Below are 20079 nucleotides of genomic sequence, written 5' to 3' on the forward strand. Positions count from 1 at the left end.
CTCCCTCAACTTACACCTGTATTTGCATTGTACAGATGAAACATCCCATTTTATCTTAACGCTCTTACGTATTATTGACAGAGGCAACAAAACTTCAAGTTTAAGAAACCAAGGACGATTGGGTATTTGCTGTCACAAAATTTCGGACAACCCCTAATACTTCCGGCAGAATTACGTGTCCCATGTTAAATTCATGATATTGTACGGATACGCCCAGTGCTGTTAAAGCATCCCGCGCTTTCTGGGCAGCACTCAGAGGCACCACGGTATCTTTTGTACCATGCACAATTAATACTGGTGGATAACCTTGTTTAGATGGTTGAGAAATGGGATGTAAATACCCACTTAGAACCACCAAACCAGCCAAAGGCAAATTGAGTCCCACATCCAGCGTCATTGCGCCACCCTGAGAAAAACCCATCAAAATTGTGCGCGACAGGGGAACCCCAGTGGTACTCTCAAGAGATTTCAGCCAGTCAGTCAGCTGCGTCTTACTTTGCTCTAAGCCGTTCTGCTGCTCTTGGAAGTAGTACCAAGCTCTCCCCGATGACATTTGGGGATGAGTAGAGGGAGCATCGGGAACCAAAAACTGATAAGAAGGTAAATTCAACAACGGGGTTAAAGATGCCAACTCTTGGGCATTACCACCGAAGCCATGCAAAACGACAATTAACCCAGCTGGTTGCTGTCCCTGAGATGGGGGAACGGAAATTACTGATAGAGACAGAATCTTACTCCTAAAAAAATGCGACCGATCAATCCGAGATGCCAGCGAAGCTCTCTTCTTTTAGGATAATGTGGCGATCGCAATCTAGGCTAATCCATCCTTGGCCCTGGAGTTTGCTAAGCAGTCGCGTAATCGTGACTCTAGTAGTACCGATAGCACTGGCAATATTTTGATGTGTCAGGCGGACAGATAGACGAGTTCCGCCAGCTACAGGTTGCCCGACTTCCTGTTTCAATAACAGTAGTAGCCGATGCAAGCGATCCTCTACACGCCGATGTCCTACTATGGCTAAAAGCGCCTCTGTCTGTTGCATCCGTCGTACCATTTGCGGCAAAATTATCTGAGCCAAACGCCCAGAAGCTTCTATCTCTAGAATAGAAAACCACTTCAGGTAAACATCGGATAGGGCGTGGTATATTATTGCAGCGTTTGGTTGAGCTAAGGGATGAATTCCTTTCAGGGATTGAAATACCCACTGACCAAAGAACATGGAAGGTGCTGCCCAACCCAGCAGCACTTCGTCACCGTTAGCACAAATTGTACTCATCTGTACCAATCCCCGATCTACTTGCCAGACACCCTGCGGCACTAGGGGAATTTCTTCATTTTTTGAGTAAAAATGCAACCGACGGGTTTCGTTCGGGTCGTATTGGTCTATTTCTAGAACTGAAGAAGAAAATGGGGGCATGGCTGCAAGAATCTCCAGCTATGAAAAACTGGCGTATTATAGCCAGCCCCACTCTAACTCCTGAAGGTAAAGATTAAGTAATCACGAGATTAAGTTAATGGCTAATTGCTCTTAAACAATTAGCCATTAGCTATTGGCTATTAAATTTTGGTGCCGCAATCAGGACAGAATTTGTTGCTGGCGATGTTTTTGGCACCGCAGCCGCTACAGTAAATTAATTCTGTAGCTTTTTCCAATTTACGGAGTTCTGGCAAGCCAATCATCTGAGCATTGCTCTTGCCGGGAGCTACCATTGGGTAACAGTTTTCGTCCTTTTTGACTTGGACATCCAAGAGAACTGGGCCGTTGTGGGCGAGCATTTCGGCGATCGCATCTTTCAATTCATCTCGACTACGAACAACCATCCCCTTAATCCCGAAAGCCTGTGCCAGCAGCACAAAATCTGGCATCCCCACTTGCATATTCGAGGACGAGTAACGCTCTCCATAGAAAGCTTCCTGCCACTGGCGCACCATCCCCTGCCAGCCATTATTGATAATTACTGTCTTGACATTTATGTGATGTTGTGCAAGCGTTCCCAGTTCCTGTAAATTCATCTGGAAACTGGCATCGCCGCTGATACAGATGACTTCATCATTTGGCAGAGCTACCTTGACACCCATCGCCGCAGGCATCCCGAAACCCATCGTGCCTAAACCAGCGCTAGAAATCCACTTACGCGGGCCATTCTTCAAGAATTGCGCCGACCACATTTGGTGTTGTCCAACGTCTGTGGTGTAGTAGGCATCTGGAGCCTGACGAGTTAGTTCCACAATCACTTCTTGCGGTGCCAGACTATCGGGATATTGGGGAACAATTAGGGGATAGTCTTCCCGCCAGCGATTAATCCGTTCTAGCCATGCTTGCGTCTGGATTGGCATCCCGGTATCTGTTTCCTGACATCGGCGCAGCAAGTCAATCAAGACATTCCGCACATCGCCCACAATTGGCACTTCCGGAGCGCGGTTTTTCCCGACTTCAGCGGGGTCAATATCAATATGGATAACTTTTGCGCGGGAGGCAAACTCATCCAATTTGCCTGTCACGCGGTCATCAAACCTGGCTCCCACTGCTATCAACAAGTCGCACTCGCTCACCGCAAAGTTAGCGTAGGCGGTGCCGTGCATCCCCAGCATTCCCAATGCTAGGGGATGGTTTTCGTCAAATGAACCTTTGCCCATCAGGGTTGTGGTGACGGGGATTTGGAAACTTTGTGCTAGTTGTTGAATTTCTGGATGAGCGCCAGCTGAGATCGCGCCTCCTCCCACATACAATAAGGGACGTTGTGCTTCCCGAATCAAATTTACTGCCGCATTGATTTGACGAGGATTTCCCTTCACCGTGGGACGGTAGCCCGGCAACTTCACTGAATTCGGTTCTACTGGATAATAGTCGAATTGCCCTAATGCAACATCTTTCGGCACATCAATCAAAACTGGCCCCGGTCGTCCCGTTGTGGCGATGTGGAACGCTTCTGCCACAATCCGCGCCATATCTTTTTGATCGCGCACTACATAAGAGTGTTTTACAATTGGCAGCGTAATTCCGTAGATATCTGTTTCCTGAAACGCATCGGTGCCAATTGATGCTAGAGCCACCTGACCCGTGACCACCACCATTGGAATCGAGTCCATGTGAGCGGTGGCAATACCTGTCACCAAGTTGGTTGCCCCTGGGCCAGATGTTGCAAAACAGACACCCACCTGCCCCGTAGCACGAGCATAGCCATCGGCGGCGTGTGACGCACCTTGCTCGTGTCTTACCAAGATGTGCTGAATACCACCTCTAGCTTCTGCCCGATACAACTCGTCGTAAATCGGCAGAATTGCACCACCTGGATAGCCAAAAATATGCTTTACACCGTGACGCATCAAGCTATCAATCAAGGCATATGCACCTGTTTGGCGGTTGTTGGTCATTTGACGTGTTGCTTCTTTTTCCGAGATGCTTTGCGATCGCACTTGTAGACCTCTCACTATAACTAACTGGTTTTTCTTAACTCTTGTATCTTTTGTATTTAATGAATGATGAAAACTTGGGGGTTAATTCTTAAGTCTAATTCCTTCTATCAGTTCCTGTCGAGCGATCGCCCAAAGTTGGGGGTTGGGGGCTGGGGACTGGGTAAGACTTTTTCCCAATCCCCAATTCCCAATTCCCACCTTGCATAAACAACCAAAAACTCAGTATTTCAGCTGAAGACATTAGGTAATCGGTAATTCCCTAACTTCATTACTTCCTACCTTGCATAAACAACCAATAAGTCAGTATTTCAGCTGAAGACATGAGGTCTCTGCTTAGAATAATCTGCACGAATCGGCTGAATTTTTGTAGAAGCAACAAATATTAAGTTGCCCAGTATACAAAAGAACAATCCCTAAATACTAAGTTATGTTACAAAATGTACAGAGCAGATAAACCATCCTTGACAAAGAGAATTGCTATCAGCTCTAGAAACAGCAATGAATGACACCAGAAAATAAGCTCAATGCTGGAATATATCACAAAACCTTTATTTTTAATCCAATTTATCCCCCACGGCCATTGCTATCTCTGGAAGCCTGGGTTGGTATCGCTGCATATAGCCTCCGACTTACTGATAGCGATAGCGTATTATTCAATACCCCTGATGCTAGTATATTTCGTTAAACAGCGTCGGGATATACCATTTAACTGGATATTCCTGCTGTTCGGTGCCTTTATTGTTGCCTGCGGCACCGGACATTTGATAGAAGTGTGGACGTTATGGCACCCGGATTACTGGGTTTCGGGATTTGTGAAAGCGATAACAGCAGGAGTTTCCGTTTATACAGCGATGGAGCTAGTACCGTTAATTCCGCAAGCGCTGGCTCTCCCTAGTCCCGCACAACTAGAGGTAGCAAACCACAAACTACAAAGGGAAATCAATGAGCGGCAGCAGGCAGAGTCAAAAATCCGCTTTCAGGCGCGACTGTTGAATGCAGTGCAGCAGGCAGTAATTGCTACCGATTTAGATGGAACAATTACTTATTGGAACCGTTTTGCACAAACGCTTTATGGCTGGTCAGAAGCAGAGGTAATAGGTAGTAAAATCGCGGAAATTATCGCACCGCCCTGTGTGCGATCGCAAGCACTTGAGATTAGATCCAGCCTCCGCACTGGCGAAAGTTGGTCTGGAGAATTTTTGATGCAGCGCCGAGACGGTAGTACCTTCCCGGCAATGGTGACAGACTCGCCAATTTATAACGATAAAGGCGAATTGATTGGAATTATTGGCATTTCCACAGACATCACCTACCGTGTACAGGCAGAAGAGGCATTGCGCGAAAGCGAACAACGCTACCGGACACTTGCCGAAAACAACACTGTGGGAGTCTGGCATCTTAGCGAAGATGGCTACACAATTTACATCAATCCCACAATGTGTTCCTTGCTGGAGATAGAGGAAGCGGGAGAACTGGTAGGCAAAACCTTCCACGACTTCTTCACCCCTGAAAGCCTAGAGAAAATGGCGAACAAACACAGCAAAAGCCTGCAAGGACAACCCTCCAGCTACGAAGTGGACATCATTGGGAAAAATGGTTGCCAGCGCACAACCGCCTTCTCTTGTGCGCCCCTGTTCTCAGCAACTGGTCAATTGCAAAGCTTTATTGGAGCCTTCACTGATATCACTGAGCAAAAGTGGGCAGAAGCACAACTGCGACGGAATGTCTTTTATGACAGCCTCACAAACCTGCCTAATCGAGCTTTGTTGATGTCTCGTCTGAAAGATTTAATTGAGACTGCAAAGGAGCGTCCGGACTATCGATTCGCTGTACTATTTCTGGATTTGGATCGCTTCAAACTTGTGAACGATTGTTTGGGACACTTCCTGGGAGATCAACTGCTAAAAGCGGTTGCTCAACGGCTGCAAGAGTGTCTGCGCCCGATTGATACAGTGGCACGTTTTGGCGGGGATGAGTTTGCAATTCTCCAAGACAACATCCAAGATGTCAGTGAAGCCGTCCATCTTGCTGAGCAAATTCACTCGGCGCTAGCATCACCATTTTACCTGGATGGACATGAAGTATTCACCTCCGCCAGCATTGGCATTGCCATAAATAGAGCTAGGGTAAAAAAACTGACGATGCAAGGAGGCTTGAGAACTTCAGGAGTGGTAGCGCAGGGATACGAAGCACAGACCCAGTTAGAAAATAGCGGCGCAATACTTAAACATTCCTCTAGTTCCTCTTCACTCAGCCCTCAGCCCACCCTCTGGGAAGGCGAAGTGTCTACATTACTCAGCACTCCTCTGCTTAGAAGTGAATACAATCAGCCAGAAGACTTTCTTCGGGATGCTGATATCGCCATGTACCGCGCTAAGGGAGAAGGTAAAGCGTGCCACGTTGTGTTTGACTCAACAATGCATGAGAGAGCGATCGCTCGCTTGCAGCTGGAGACGGATCTGCGACGGGCAGTTGAGCAATTAGCACTCGATCAACAACTGAGTGACAGACCAGATGCGTATCCTACCAACTGCCAATTCCAGCTTCACTACCAGCCAATTATATTGCTCTCTACGGGTAAGCTCGCTGGTTTCGAGGCTTTGGTGCGCTGGATTCACCCGACACAAGGCATAATTTCTCCAGTCGAGTTCATCCCCATTGCCGAAGAAACTGGTCTAATTGTACCGCTTGGCTGGTGGATACTGCGCGAAGCCTGTCATCAGATGCGGACATGGCAGCAGGCAAATGGCAATAGTTGCAAATCCCTAACTATCAGCGTTAATCTTTCCGGTAAACAGTTTCTGCAACCAGAGTTAGTTGAGCAAATTGACCAAATTCTCAAGGAAACAGGTTTGCAAGCAAGCTGTTTGAAGCTGGAAATTACTGAAAGCGTTCTGATCGAAAACGCGGAAGCTGCAACTGTTAGTTTAGAGCAACTGCGATCGCGTCAGATTGAACTATCCTTGGATGACTTCGGTACTGGATACTCTTCCTTGAGCTATCTGCACCGTTTTCCCATCAATACCTTGAAAATTGACCGCTCTTTCGTCAGTAGACTGAGGACATCCGGCAATAGCAGACAGGCAAGACTGCCTCTACAGATTGTTCAAACAATTGTAACCCTTGCCCATAATTTAGGAATGGATGTAGTCGCCGAGGGAATAGAAACGCCTCTTGAGTTAGAGCCATTGCGACTTCTTGGCTGCGAACATGGGCAAGGATATCTTTTCTCTAAGCCACTCAATGCCGCAGCAGCAGAAAAGTTCATTGATTTTAGATGAGGGGTTGGGGACTAGGCACTAGGGACTAGGGACTAGGAACAAGGGGCTGGGTAAGAGTCCTCCCAATCCCCAATCCCCAATCCCTAAATCGCATCTTTCAAAACATTGCGGGTATTTTGCCACGCCCAAATGCCCACTACACTAACAACGATACTCATTGCCAGGAGAACGCCTCGCAGACCAAATTTATCCGTCAGAGGGCCTGCGATCGCTAACGGCAAACTTAGAGCAATATTAACCACATTATTCTGAAACCCAAAAACTTTGCCCCGCATCGATTCCGATGTTTGCTGGTGAATCAAAGTTTGCATCGGTACGCCGATTAAAGATGCCCCCAAACCCAAAAAAGCACTCAGTCCTAAACCGAGCCAAAGTCGGTGTGTAAAGCTAAACACACCCAAAACAAACGCCATACTGAGAAAACCAAACAACGGTAACGGTTTTTGGTGGAAGCGATCGCCCCAGTGTCCCAATATCCCCGCACCTAACACCATCCCCACTCCCGCAGATGCTAACAGAAAGCCAAACTGTTCCGATTTCAGCCCCAGCTTCTCGGAAAGATCGATCGCCAGCACCGTTAAAGCCGCAAACACCGAATACAAAATCACCAGCTGGAACATTGCATTCCTAACCAGGCGGTTTTGCCACAGATAACGCAACCCCGCTTTCAAGTCGCTTATCGGATTAATTGCTGCCTGTCGATCGATAAGCGTAGTATCTTTGATCTGAACGAACATACTAATAATCGCCGCCAACAAGTAGAATCCCCCAACCAAAAATTCTTGACTAGCTTCTCCACCCAAACTTCTAGCCAAACTCAATATAGGTTCCCCGACAGCGAACCCCACAATCAAAGAACCCATCATCGTCGTGGTGAACAGCGCATTAGCCGTCATCAAATTTTCGCGCCGCACCATTAACGGAATAGCCGCCTGTTCTGCTGGGGCAAAAAATTGCGTTACCGCAGAACTCAAAAACGTAATTACCAACAAGATGCTAAACTTCTGTGGCAACAAGGGAATTAATATTGTCAAGCCAAAGCGTAGCAGATCGGAAGCAACCATAACTTTCTTCTTAGGAAAGCGATCCACAAACACGCCAGCAGCTGAGCCAAACAGAATCGCGGGTAGCGTAAAAGCCACCATCAGAGCTGATCGCATGGAATTTTCCATTTCAGGAGCGAAGTCATATTCGCTCAGCAAAGCAATCAGCAAAACGAAGAATACCTTATCTGCTATTTGGGACAATATCTGCCCAACCCACAGCACCATAAAGGGTCGGTTCTTCAACAGAGCGTGAAATCCGCTCCCAGATGGAGGGGGGTCAGATGGAAACATAGCAATTGTTCAGGAGCTTCTTATCTACAACCCTAGTTTGCGCTCTAGAAGGTAAATTGTGCCACTCTAGTAGACACTTTTTGGTTAATTTAAAAAATTTCACAGACTCGCCAAGCATTTGCCTAAGTTCATATGCTACATGGTGCGTGACACCTTCACGGCTGGCACAGCTCATTGGGAAGCATTGCATCTATAACAGTTGGAACCGGATATAACTGACGTTGTTGCTTTATGTATAAATTCTTATTAATTTACCAATATTTGTCACTTCCTAAATTACGCAATCCTGCCCTTGACAAATTTCATGCTGTTTTAACTTTTCAATAAATACCTGAAGCCCGATCCTATGTTAAGTTAGTCACTGGGAATTTAATTCGGCTGAGCGAGTTTGTTGTCTTACATTGACAGGCATCTCTCCGAATCGAAGTCTCTACACCATCTGATGAAGTGAGATACTCCATGTCAATTTATGTAGGCAACCTATCCTACGATGTCACGCAAGAAGACCTCAGCCAAGTTTTTGCTGAATATGGAACTGTTAAGCGTGTTCAACTACCTACCGACCGAGAAACTGGTCGTCCACGCGGCTTTGGTTTCGTAGAAATGGAAACTGACGCTGAAGAAACTGCCGCCATTGAAGCTCTCGATGGAGCTGAGTGGATGGGCCGTGATTTAAAAGTCAACAAAGCCAAGCCTCGTGAAGACAGAGGTCCCTCAGGCGGTGGCAACCGCAGGCCTAGTGGTGGCTTCTCTCGCCGTTACTAAATCTTGAAATTAAGAATTTAACTCGGCTAGTCTCCCGCAGATTGGCGCTTCCACTGCTAAACTCTCTCCTTGGATCTTCTCAGGATAAATATTTTGGCAGTGGATTTTTTCTTGACACACTATTAACCTTAACGACCAGATTATTATCTCTAAATTGGAGAAGTAACTATCAACCTTAGTTAGTTTTCGATTTGGTTTCTTTTTTTTAATTAATATCAAATCCGGTGTGAGGCTTCGTGTCTTGCACCGGATTTTAATATTAGTCAGAACGCGGTGGTAGTTCAGAGGGTGAAAGCGAATCAGGATCGCTTAGTGAGGGGGAACCAGGGGCAGGTGAGGCGGCGGCACCTGGAGCAGGGGGTGATGCGGCGGTATTCGGAGCGGCAGGTGAGACGGCGGCACCAGGGGCAGGAGGAGGGGGAGATCCTGCACTAGCATCCCCAGATGCTGGCGCACTCGCAGCAGGGGGTGGAGCAATCGGTAGCGGTGGTGGAATGGGTGGAGCTGGGACTAACGTTGGTGCGGTTGAACCTTTAGCGCCTGGAGCCGGAATTAAAGGTGGAGGAGCTGGAGGAGGAGGCGGCGGCTCAAAGGTTTCAATAGTAACTGAGCGACTAATTTGTTCGCCAGCAGCATTTGTCACTTGCAAGGTAAGAGTTTCGCTACCGGGTTTTTGGCTGATGGTGTAGGGGAGACTACCAGAAGTCGGGACGTTTCCAGGTGAGGGAAGCAGTTGCACTTTTATATCTTTGCCGCCTTCTACTTTCCAAGAAATTCTAAAGATTCCCCCAGGTCTGTTCTTATTGATTGGAACAAGATATTTCGCCAGAGCCTCTTGATTATTGATTTTAAATTCTACAATTTTGGAGGGCTGAGCTTGAATTTTAATAGCATCAGTTTTTTTTGTATCTGATGGTTCCTCTTGTCCGTTGTTGGGAATTACTGCGAGTTCAAAAATGTAGTCTCCAGGTTTACGGGCATCTGTAGGTACATTTTTGCATAAGAGTCCAACTTCGATAGTACAATATTTCTTCAAACCTACAGCAATGCCTTCGCTGAAGTTATAACGCTTCAAAACACTTGTGACTTCACCTTCAGGCGATCGCCCGATTAGCTGCAATTCTTTAATTTGATCTCTGTTGATAATTCTCCAGTTGAGGAGAATTTTATCGTTGGGGGTGTTATTTGGTGGAACTGCTAATCTTTCTTGGTAGACAGGTAGGCTAGAGGAAAACTCAACAATTTTTGGAGGAGCTATCGGCTCGATTTTAATTACGTTAGTTTTTAAAATATTAGATGCTATGTCTTTATTATTTTTGGGAAATGTTTTTAGTTCAAAAACATAGTCACCAGGTTTGCGGGCATCTGTACGCACATTTTTGCAGATTAGTATCTGCCGAATAGCGCAGAAGGACTTGAGCTGATCTGGGACTCCTCGACTGAAATCATAAGATATTGGTTCAAGGGCAGCTGTACCATCAGGTGATTGACCAGTGATGGTTAGCGAGTTTAGTTGTTGCGGGTTGCGAATTTGCCAAGAGAGGCGGATAAAATCACCTTCAGCGGCTTGATAGAAATTGTCTTGAGAGCCGAATTCAATAACTTTTGGTGATGGCTTTGGCTTAAAGAATAGCAACCAAACGAGGAATGCGATCGCAGCGACAGTTCCCAACACAGTGAGCAACACCAGCAAAAACTGCCACCAAGGACGCGGCTCCCAATACAAAGTCCCCTGAGGCGCATCATTAATTAAAGGCAACTGCTGCGTATCTTCAATTTCAACGCCGAAGTTGATCAGCCGTCCGCCTCCATAGATTGGGCGACGCCACCACTTGAGCGGTTTTACCTTAATTTCCGCCGTAGCTAAGGAAAAAGGCGCTATCCGCAGCATAGTCGGCAACACTGTGTAACTACACACATCCTCCTCATCTAAACTTTTAGCTCGTACAATTACTTCCCGCGAGATGTTACCCGAATTGTTCAACCTAACCTCATACAGTCCGGCTAAACGTCGCACCTTGCCCACCAAGCTGCGAAATTCTACAGTCAGCAGGTAAGTCGGGAGAATTTGTAAGTACACCACATCCAGCAACACCAAGTCTGGATTGTTCGCAGAATATAGCCGCACGGTGGGAAAGTAAGTTCCCGCCACAGCGTCCATTGGCGGGTTCAAAAACAGCAGGATGTCGCCCTTCTCTCCGGGGTTAAGGTCTAATGCAGTGGCAGATGTTACTAATCCAGGTGAATTTAAACCCTCTGGATAGCGCACGGTATACCATTTTTCATTCAGCTCTGGACACGTCAGCCGAAAACGGTCTACTCGGTCAGAGCGGTTATGTATGCTCACCGCGACTTGCAACAGCGCTCCGGGTTGCAGAAGGGCAGGTGCAGCAGAGCTAGTAGGTGGCGAAAGACTGAAAGTAGGGTCGCTGACTCGGATAGCAGCCTCAACTGGCGGCAGAACCTGAAGTCGGCTGTTGTGTCGAATCGGAGTATCTTCTGGGTAGTGCAGTGGCGCATCAACCACTAACTGGTAGTTGTAGGTGCTGGGTTTAGCCTCCAGTGGCACCTGAAACTGAAATATAACCTCGCTGGTGGAGTTGGCACCCAAAGCCAGCCGCTCATGGGGATTAATACACCAGTTGCGGGGATAGGATACTTCATCGATAAAAATATCAATTAAGGCGCTCTGATTGCCCTTGTTACTTACGGTGACGCACAGATCGAAGTTACTCCCAGCTACGAGGGCATAATCTCCACTGGGATTGAGGATGACAGAGAGAGGATTACCAGGAGCCAAAGCCTGTTGGATAGTCTGCTGCTGGGTTCTTCGTTTGGCAGCAAGACGAATCCGGTAGCGTGCCTCGCCTGCAATTTGCATTTCTTGCACGAAGCCTTGATCTACCAACTCGTCCATAATAGCGATCGCATCCGACTGATTTGAGTCAATGCGCTCTGCTACCTCAGCCAAGCTGACATCTGATTTTTTTCGCATCATCCATTGGACAACCTGCCGCTGCTCGTCAGGCAGCGTCAGTATATCCACCATATTTAGACCGCCGGAGCCTTCTGGCTCTTGTCTCCCCGTCTCTGCCCCAGAAGGGTTCAAGTGCTGCCTCGTCATGTTACCCCCTCTACAAAAAAGTAGTGATTGGGGAGAAGGGGACTAGGCATTCCCAATTCCCAATTCCCAATCCCTCAATCCCCCAATCCCTATTCCTGGTTCCCACACTGCGCGTTACGTTGTCGCTCCACACGATCTAATTTCACCTCTGTATCATCGCTTCCACTAGCCACTAAAATATATTTCCCTGTCTGCTTAATATCAACACTATTGATCTTTTCAGACTCCTTCAAAGACTGATCGATTTTTTTTCCTTTCGAGAATTGCGGATCGCGCTTACCTTCAGCCGTCAGATACCAAAGCATCACTTTTCCATCATCCCCGCCACTTGCCAAGTAGCAACCATTAGCGCTCAGAGCCACCGAACGAACTGGTTTGCCACCGTGACCATCAGACCATTCATCTAAAACCTCACAAAGCCCCTTATCGGCAAGGCATTGTTGCATATTCCACAAGGTAATGTAGCCTTGGTTATCAGCAGTTACCAAAAGATTAGGGTTATATTCAGCACTATCCAAGCTGACAATGTAATCTTCCTGACCGCCTTTGCGGGGATAGGACACCCGCCCCCATTTGTCTTTTTCTAAGTTCCACACTACCAATTGGTTATACCGTCCGCCAATCATCAGGTTTTTACCTGCTTTCCCCACCAGCGCTAAAGAATTCACCGCAAAGTCAAATTTCTTGCCCCGCAGAGGTTGATTGTTAGGCGTGCTAATGTTATTGCGTTCCACATCCCACACCAGCACCAAGCCGCTACCGTGACCACTGAACAGATAGCGCGAGTCTTTCGAGAACTCTAAAGCCAAAACTCGGTCATCTTTTTGGTAGGAGAAAGAACTTATCGGGTTTCTCCCATTACCCAACACATCCCACAGTTTTATTTCCCCATTTTCCAATCCTGCCGCCATCAGATCGTTGTCTACAGGTTTATAACGAACAGTTCGCACCCCCTTTTCGTTTCTCCCAATGACTCCCAGCTGTTGGTTGATTAATGGATTGAAAAAGCCTGCACTTTGCCATTTAATCGTAGTTTGGTCATTAGAACCGCTGACAATTTGTTCGCCTACTCCATTGAATTGCACAGAAGTAACAGCTTCCTTGTGACCCCAAAATGGGTTCCTAGGGTTGAGCCACGAGAGCCACCAAAGCAGGAATAATAATAAAAACCCGCCTACTAACTGCATCCAAATCGGTACAACAGGTAAAACACGCAATTTTAGGATTTGAGTGTCGTTGCGTACATCCAATCTATCGTCCGACACCACAGCCTTGACTTCAAACAAAAATCTTTGCGGCAATATCCCCAACCAGCGCCGCCGCTTCTTATTAGCCACCAGCAACAACTCGGTTGTCTCACCCGGAGCTACTTGCGAACTTTCAGGAATCACCTCTAACTTAAAGGCACGCGGCTCTTCTGCGTGGACTTCAACACTCACCTGCTGAGTTAAATTGCTGGCATTGTCGAATTGAATTTTATAAGTTGCAGCGTTCGATTTCCAGTTTTTAAGAAGCCGCCAATTGGGGGATTCGGGTATCTGATGTAAAGCTGGGGTACACAGGAAGTCAATAAACCCCCCAGGACAAACTATTACCGTCCCTTGGATACTAGATGGGGGGCCGTTTACCTGTTGGCATTCGATGGTGAAAGGGTATGTTCCACTAGGAGCGAGGCCGGCGCTGGGTAATTGGCATAAGAAAATTGTCTCTGTTTTGCTGCCAGCAGGAACTAGCAATTTTCGGTCGGTTCCCTCTATCAACCAGCTGCGTTCTAGACCTAAAAAATGCAGTACAACATTCGCGGGCGATTGACTGGGATTATAAACGCGGACTGGTATTTCTATCAGGTCTGTCGGATGAGTTTTAAATTCTCGAACTGGCAGTTCCATCTGCATCGGTATAGAGCCGATTCCCTGCTCAACTGCCAGACGCAAAAGTTGTCTTTCTTCCTCCCGCAGTTCCAGGGAGAAAATGCGTACTGTGATGTTCATTTTGCCGACAAACCCTGGAACAGGTGTATCGGTAATAGTTACATAAAACTTTGTACTATCTCCTGGCGGTTTTTTAGCGCTTATTCCTGGTGAAAGGTTGTACCAGCGAGAACCTAAGTTACCATCGGTACCAGCGGCTAGAAGCTCTACTTGAAAAGTAGCAAATTGATCGCTTTCATTAGTAACACTTACTTCAAAGGAAGCTGTGTTTCCTCCTGGTTTTAATCTAAGTACCTGTGTGGAGATACTTGCACTAATAAGACTCTTCGCCATAGTTTTTTGTTAGTAATAAATGACTAATAACACAGGGAAATTACCTGAGTTAATTACGATTAATTTACAATTGGAGCTTGTCAAAAATATCTTTCATTTTAAAACCAGGCGTTTCTGGAGCGATCGCTACTACACTTCCTGCTTTTATTAACTGCGTCATTTGTCTTCGAGCTTGGGCAAAATGTAGAAGGTTAATTCCTAGTTCTTGGGCGGTACGGATGGTTTCTCGCGATAGGAGAAGCTTGTCATCTAATCCCCAAGCTGCTGACAGTTCGCCAATTACTAAAATGATTCCTCCCCCATAACCTATTTGAATTTGCTGATTATTCAATGTAGGTAGCGCTGCAAATAAGAAAGGCTTGGTGCGTAAGGGGTGATTTCGACTCAGGCGTTTGATATCTTCTAGAGGTGTTCCTAGTTGTTGGGTGATAGCCATGACACTTTCTATCAGGTTTATGGCATCTGTGGGAGCATCTACTAGCAGAATACCGCCTGTATCTAAATAATTCCTCAAAGCTTCAAATTCTTGTTGGTTCAGATAAAGAGATCGCTTACCAGTTAGGTAAAGTAAGTCATAATCTGAAATTTTAGAGTCTGCTAAAGTTACTCGTCCAATTGTATCTTCTCCCTGTAAACTGGGGTAAAGAGCAGCAACAGAATCTAGCAAATAGGAAAGATTAGTAAAACTGCGTTCGTCGGCGGGTTGCGATCGCATTATATGGGCAACTCGGATAACTGCTGCTGGACGCGATCGCGCAACTGTTCGGTAGCGCAAATCTAAACTATTAACTGTCGGAAAAAATACATCCTTGGGACTCTCTAATTGTTCCGCCTCTGGTTGCAGGAGAATTCGACACAATTCCACTTCCAAATCACTAGGCGGAGCCATTTTCTCGTCAATTCTAAAAGTTTCCCTTTCAAATTCACGCGACTCTTTTCGACGCAATTTCTCTGGATCTACATAACTAACCACCAAATAAACCATTTGGGGATTTTGTGCCATCTCACCCGACACCCGAAATTCAATTGGTTCGGGAACTACAATCGGATTTCCCATTAAATCTATGGCAATTCCCGGCTGAATTTGCAGCCAACGTCCATCCCGGAATTGCGGTGCTACATCTGCTGGTGGTGAAATCAAATGTACGCCTAAACCAGAGACAATTCCTGGCTGATTCAAGGACTGATAATGAATATTTTGGCGCTGTCGATGGTACTCATGCGATCGCCGCCAGCGGTCGGCGTTCATTAGTAGACCGTCAGTGACGTTTAAGCGCTCTAAGGGGTTGGTGGATGGTGGGGGAAACATAGTTGCTAAATTGCTAGTTGCTAGTTGCTAATTGCTAATTGCTAATTGCTTTTTTATTACCATTAGCCATTAGAAATTAGCGATTAACCTGTTTCGATAGTAAGTTCGTAAGTACAGAAAGCTGGTTTTTCTTGTTCAATAATGTGGCGCACTAATCCTTCGTCAATTTGTTCTGGTCGGTCAGGACGCAGACGTACAACAAAGTGATAGGGTCGTCCGCCACCAAGCATAGAATCTTCGCTAAGGTGTGTTTCTCCTAATACAAAACCTCTCCCAAAGATTTCTTCGATACAAATATGTTTCTCAGCTTCTTGGGGTATGTGGTCGTCTAAAGGTAAATCTGTGTAGAGATGCAAATAGTGGCGCAAACCCCGTCTTGTCCCGCGCCAGCGGTAAAGTTCCACAGCTTGTCGAATTAGATAACGCTGCCGAGTCAGGCTCCAGCGGGGGTTCATGGGCCAAGCTACCCAATGAGCGAGAAAGGGTAGCATCGCCGCAGGCGCAGTCAAGGGGTCTAGGTAAGCCCACAAAGCATCCATAGACTGCACTGCGGGTTCAAAAGTCTCCTCAAAAATTTTCAAGAAGCGACCAATAAAGTCTACTTCTTGATAGAGTGCTGGCAAAAAATTCAGGTAGAGACTGCGAGGACGTATATAGAGGTTAAAAACGGCGGATTCAATTTGTTGCCTGCCACTACCTTCTTCTACGTAGTAAACATAAAGACGGCTCTGATAATCAACTACTAGGGTTTCATCCGTCGCCAAAGATTCATTATTTTCAAAGAAGTTTGCTGGAACTTGGAAGTATAAAACTGCATCCATCTGCTGACCGGGAGCAATTTCGTGTCCTTCCATACCGATACGACACCACTGTGGCGGGAAGCCCTCAATTTGCAGGTTCACTTGTAAGTTACGCCTTCCCAAGTTTTCTAGCTGTACAACCATTTCACTTGGTTCTTTGGGATGCACAACCAGATCGCAACTGGTAACTTGCCTGCTATTTACGCCGCCACTCATCAACTGCGGACTATCAAAAGCATTTCCCACGGGCGCGATCGCTTGAGTGATCTGCATGGGGGTGAGTTGCAGGCGGAGAATTTTACTGTGGGAAGTGCTTTGAGTCATGGTCAGAACTGAGTAAGGAGCAGTGAGGACTAAGTGAAACAGTAAAAGAGTTAGGAAGAAGTATGAATTTCAATTTTTCTACTTTTTCCTGTGTTGCTTTTAACTTTCCTTGTTCATACTCATGCCTCATTTGTGATACATTAATCCTCCTTGCACTATAAGTTGAGGTATTTACTGGATAATATTCACGACGTGACCGGAACGCAGTTGATTATTCCGCCAAGAACAGACTAAACCGAGGGGGCCCGGATCGATGACGGGGTTTTGGGGCAATGTTCGCACCCAAGTTTGTTCCTGCTTACGCAACTCAAACAGCTGGACAACACCTAAATAACGCACACCGGGGATTTGCTGGAATAAGGTGACAATATCTGAAGGATAGACGGGACGACCGAAAGGCCAGCCTGTGCCATCCATGCCTCCGGTAAGTGGATTTAAAAAGCGGTACAAAGCGACGCGCAATTTTAAGAGAATGTCTTCTTGGGCGCGGGGATTTTTGTATTCTGGCTCTAGTGCGACTTCGGTTTGAACTGCGACTCCGACATATTCGGGTGCTTGCAGTTGTACGTGAACTCCCAGTAGTCGGCGTTCGTCCAGGTAAGCGTGAATTTGTTCTTTGAGTTGGGGAGTCAGGGAAAGTAAATCCGGGTGAATGCCAACGCCTTGCGCGATCGCATCTGTATTTGCTTGCGGCACCAGCAGCATCCGTACTGTCCCGGCTTGTTCGCTGGTACTTGGTGGCAAGCACAGGGTGCGGGCAACGGCACCACCACCAGCTTGTAGCGTCAGTACCTCGAAGTCTTCTGGGGTGACGGCGCGATCGCGAGTCCGGAGCATTGCAGGCACTCTGATTACCGCATCTTCCAAAGATTCGGCATCGGCTCCATTGCGGGCTGGTGTATGATTTATTACTCTGGCAACGTAGGGAAGCGCTGACTTGGGTACGGTAATTGTCCCCCGTTGGACATTTCCTTTACGACCGCCGCCTGTGCGGTATGCAACCATGCGAATCACGGAACCTTTGGGAGGTACTGCGCCATATTGACGTTCTAGCGATCGCACGTCTGCGGGGATTGGGGTTTGGGCATTCAGCATTGGGGATTGGGAATTGATCGCAGCCCGTCCCCAGTCTCCAGCCGTCTGCGTTCTAGCACGCAACTGCGTCTGCTGCTGAAGGTGGGCTGGCTCTCGAATCAAGGGGCCAAACTGAACCAACCCGGTACGCGAATCGATGGTGTAGTGCAGATCCTGGGAACCAGATTCGGCAAAATCACTTACCTCTGTCCAAGCTTGAGGTAATGCTCCCGGCGGACTCACCAAAATGTATTCATCTTCCCGGCGAGTCAAGATGGGAACCCCCTGCAATTGGAAAGTTTGACCGGGCGAACCGTCACTTTCTCCCAGAAGTTCATTTCTAATTATCTCACTTTGAGAAGCACCCACGCTGCCGCCAATTGCTCTGGCAGACAAACCCACAATCCGGGGGGAATTACTGTAACCTGGTTGCGTGGTGTCTATATGACTGTATACGCAACGCAGCCACCGCCCCTGATAGGTGAGGAAGTGGGACACGGGCCAGCGCTGGGGCATATGCAGGACTACATCTGCGCTTTGGATGGGATTGCTGCCAGTGCGATCGATTTCGCTAAAACTGAATCCTTTGGTGCTATCATCTGATTCCTGCAACAGAACCTGCTGCCAATAAGCACCATTCCAAGCTTCCCAGCGACGGGGAGGAGCCTCCGGGTTAATGCCAGTAGAGGTAGCTGCTTCGCCTTTGAATTTGAGTGCTAGAACATTACCTTCGCACTCGTCCTCTGGATTGAACACCAGATAAAAGCAATTTCCCGGATCGGGTTGGTCGTCAAAGATGGAGAGATTTGTACCCGCCCATTCGCCATTAGGACGGAATGTCCAGAGATTCGTGAAGCGATCGCGCAACATCTGGGGTGTATCTTCCACACTCTGCGCCGTCAGAAAGTGGCGGATGTTAGGCTTACCAATCACCAACGGACGATCGGTGCTGAAAACAATCGCCGGATCAGTTTCTGTCCGCAATGTTGCCAACTCCACCCCAGATGGAATAGTGTACGGTTCGGGCAGTGCAGCACTTAGATAAAAAGTCAAGTCTGTCTGAGCCGGAACCGGAGCTTGCAGGCGAACCCCTAATAACTCTAGAAAAGCAACATAGTTGCGACGGGGAACCTGATTAAACCGCAGCAACATTTGGTCAGTCAGCCAGGCAAATAGCTCAATCAGCGTGATTCCAGGGTCGCTGGGGTTGTAATTCGTCCACTCCGGACAGTAGCGAGGAATCCGCAGAATGCACTCATCTACTAAATCTTTGAATGTCCGATCGTCTAAATCGGACTTCGGTAACTTCGGTAAAAAATCAAAATCCATTATTAATAGTTAATAGGTAATAGGTAATTGCTAAAAGTTAAGAGGCGAAGAATTAACACTTAAGAGTTATTAATTCAAAACTGCTCATCTTTTAACTATCATTTCCCCCGTTCAGGTAGAAAGGATAAACCAAGCTCCCACGATCGTAACTGCCCTTAGCGTGGTACTCAATAATGATATCCACACGGCCGCGAATCGGATCGGGTTCAGTACGCACCACATCCAGAACTATGCGAGGCTCCCACATTTCCAGAGCTTCCTGTACGTGAAGACGTAATAGCAGTAGGGTTTGGGTGTTCATGGGCGCAAAGACCATTTCCGACAGACGCGATCCAAAATTAGGTCGGTATACCCTTTCACCTATCTGAGTTTGCAGGATAATCCGAATCGACTCTTCGATGTTGCGCTCTGCCGAACTGAGTTGAAGCCCTCCCTGTACGTTCACCCGTAGTGGGAAAGACCAGCCCGTACCCAGGTGGCTGTGCTGCCTATCAGTTCCTTCTGGCATACAAGTGACTTTTTGCCTAGCATCGCAGTCACTTTACTCTAGCTGCTCTTTCCAAGAGTATTCGCCAAAAGTCGAGTTACTCTTAACAACGCTTTAGAATTACTAAGTTGTAGGTTGGGTCACAGGAACGAAACCGAACACAGTGCTGGGTTTCGTTCCTTAAAAGGGGAAGTCAATACTTGGAAGAGAATAAATCGCAATTAGCGATTAAGGGATAACTAATACGGTGGCTCCCGTGGCGATAACAGGTAAAGAAATGGGAACTGGCACGGGGGCGGGGGGAGTGACTCCCACAGCCATAGTACCCATATGAGCTACTGGACGACCGCAAGCCAGGACGGTGACAGAACAAGGCATAGCTAGAACGCCAGTGGCTATTGTCGGGCCTGCGACGGCATCTCCCATACAAGCTATAGGCCGTCCCATAACTAGCACGGTTGGTGCGCCTGGGCCAATAATGGGACTACCGCCAGCGACATCACCGATTACTGCTACTGGTAACATGGCAATCTTCCTTCTGCTAATGGGGCTAATTGCTATTTGGTTGAT

General features: G+C 47.3%; 14 protein-coding genes. 2 read left to right on the forward strand and 12 right to left on the reverse strand.

Annotated elements, in window-relative coordinates:
- Positions 1–100: 100 nt before the first annotated feature.
- The 4 genes from NDI42_RS03555 to NDI42_RS03570 form a co-directional block, all read right to left on the reverse strand.
- Complete coding sequence (locus NDI42_RS03555) at positions 101–727, reverse strand: dienelactone hydrolase family protein (protein ID WP_190451469.1); 627 nt, start codon at positions 725–727, stop codon at positions 101–103.
- A 28-nt stretch (positions 728–755) separates the two neighbouring features.
- Positions 756–1415 (reverse strand): Crp/Fnr family transcriptional regulator, encoded by a 660-nt coding sequence (locus tag NDI42_RS03560; RefSeq protein ID WP_190427031.1) that lies wholly within the window; start codon positions 1413–1415, stop codon positions 756–758.
- 140 nt (positions 1416–1555) lie between these two features.
- Positions 1556–3400, reverse strand: coding sequence for a biosynthetic-type acetolactate synthase large subunit (ilvB, locus tag NDI42_RS03565; RefSeq protein WP_431191427.1), 1845 nt, complete (start codon positions 3398–3400; stop codon positions 1556–1558).
- Between the two features lie 109 nt (positions 3401–3509).
- Entirely contained in the window at positions 3510–3656 is a 147-nt protein-coding gene (locus NDI42_RS03570; RefSeq protein WP_190451381.1) for a hypothetical protein, read from the reverse strand.
- Positions 3657–3939: 283 nt separating this feature from the next.
- On the opposite strand from NDI42_RS03570, the gene NDI42_RS03575 reads away from it, so the two are divergent.
- Positions 3940–6696 (forward strand): putative bifunctional diguanylate cyclase/phosphodiesterase, encoded by a 2757-nt coding sequence (locus NDI42_RS03575; protein ID WP_488656606.1) that lies wholly within the window; start codon positions 3940–3942, stop codon positions 6694–6696.
- An 83-nt stretch (positions 6697–6779) separates the two neighbouring features.
- Here NDI42_RS03575 and NDI42_RS03580 read toward each other — a convergent pair whose 3' ends face one another.
- The gene (locus tag NDI42_RS03580; protein WP_190451386.1) at positions 6780–8033 is read right to left on the reverse strand and encodes an MFS transporter; all 1254 of its coding nucleotides are present in this window, start codon (positions 8031–8033) and stop codon (positions 6780–6782) included.
- Between the two features lie 459 nt (positions 8034–8492).
- Here NDI42_RS03580 and rbp point away from each other — a divergent pair, with 459 nt between their 5' ends.
- A complete protein-coding gene (rbp, locus tag NDI42_RS03585) occupies positions 8493–8798 on the forward strand; it encodes an RNA-binding regulator (protein WP_190427022.1) in 306 nt (101 codons plus the stop codon).
- Positions 8799–9057: 259 nt separating this feature from the next.
- Here the strand turns inward: rbp and NDI42_RS03590 are convergent, their stop codons facing one another.
- The 7 genes from NDI42_RS03590 to NDI42_RS03620 form a co-directional block, all read right to left on the reverse strand.
- Positions 9058–11922 carry a COG1470 family protein gene (locus NDI42_RS03590; RefSeq protein WP_199310954.1) on the reverse strand — a complete coding sequence of 955 codons (2865 nt, stop codon included), beginning with the start codon at positions 11920–11922 and terminating at the stop codon, positions 9058–9060.
- Between the two features lie 89 nt (positions 11923–12011).
- Positions 12012–14186 carry a WD40 repeat domain-containing protein gene (locus NDI42_RS03595; RefSeq protein ID WP_190451387.1) on the reverse strand — a complete coding sequence of 725 codons (2175 nt, stop codon included), beginning with the start codon at positions 14184–14186 and terminating at the stop codon, positions 12012–12014.
- A gap of 64 nt (positions 14187–14250) precedes the next feature.
- Positions 14251–15495, reverse strand: a complete 1245-nt coding sequence (locus NDI42_RS03600) for a DUF4159 domain-containing protein (RefSeq protein ID WP_190451388.1) — start codon at positions 15493–15495, stop codon at positions 14251–14253.
- An 83-nt stretch (positions 15496–15578) separates the two neighbouring features.
- On the reverse strand, positions 15579–16619 hold the full coding sequence (locus NDI42_RS03605; RefSeq protein ID WP_190451389.1) for a phage tail protein: 1041 nt from the start codon (positions 16617–16619) through the stop codon (positions 15579–15581).
- A 171-nt stretch (positions 16620–16790) separates the two neighbouring features.
- Positions 16791–19022 carry a putative baseplate assembly protein gene (locus tag NDI42_RS03610; RefSeq protein ID WP_190451390.1) on the reverse strand — a complete coding sequence of 744 codons (2232 nt, stop codon included), beginning with the start codon at positions 19020–19022 and terminating at the stop codon, positions 16791–16793.
- Positions 19023–19113: 91 nt separating this feature from the next.
- Positions 19114–19530 carry a GPW/gp25 family protein gene (locus NDI42_RS03615; protein WP_190451391.1) on the reverse strand — a complete coding sequence of 139 codons (417 nt, stop codon included), beginning with the start codon at positions 19528–19530 and terminating at the stop codon, positions 19114–19116.
- A gap of 207 nt (positions 19531–19737) precedes the next feature.
- Positions 19738–20034, reverse strand: a complete 297-nt coding sequence (locus NDI42_RS03620) for a PAAR domain-containing protein (RefSeq protein WP_190444035.1) — start codon at positions 20032–20034, stop codon at positions 19738–19740.
- Positions 20035–20079 lie beyond the last annotated feature (45 nt).

Source organism: Funiculus sociatus GB2-C1 (assembly GCF_039962115.1).
Taxonomy (GTDB): domain Bacteria; phylum Cyanobacteriota; class Cyanobacteriia; order Cyanobacteriales; family FACHB-T130; genus Funiculus; species Funiculus sociatus.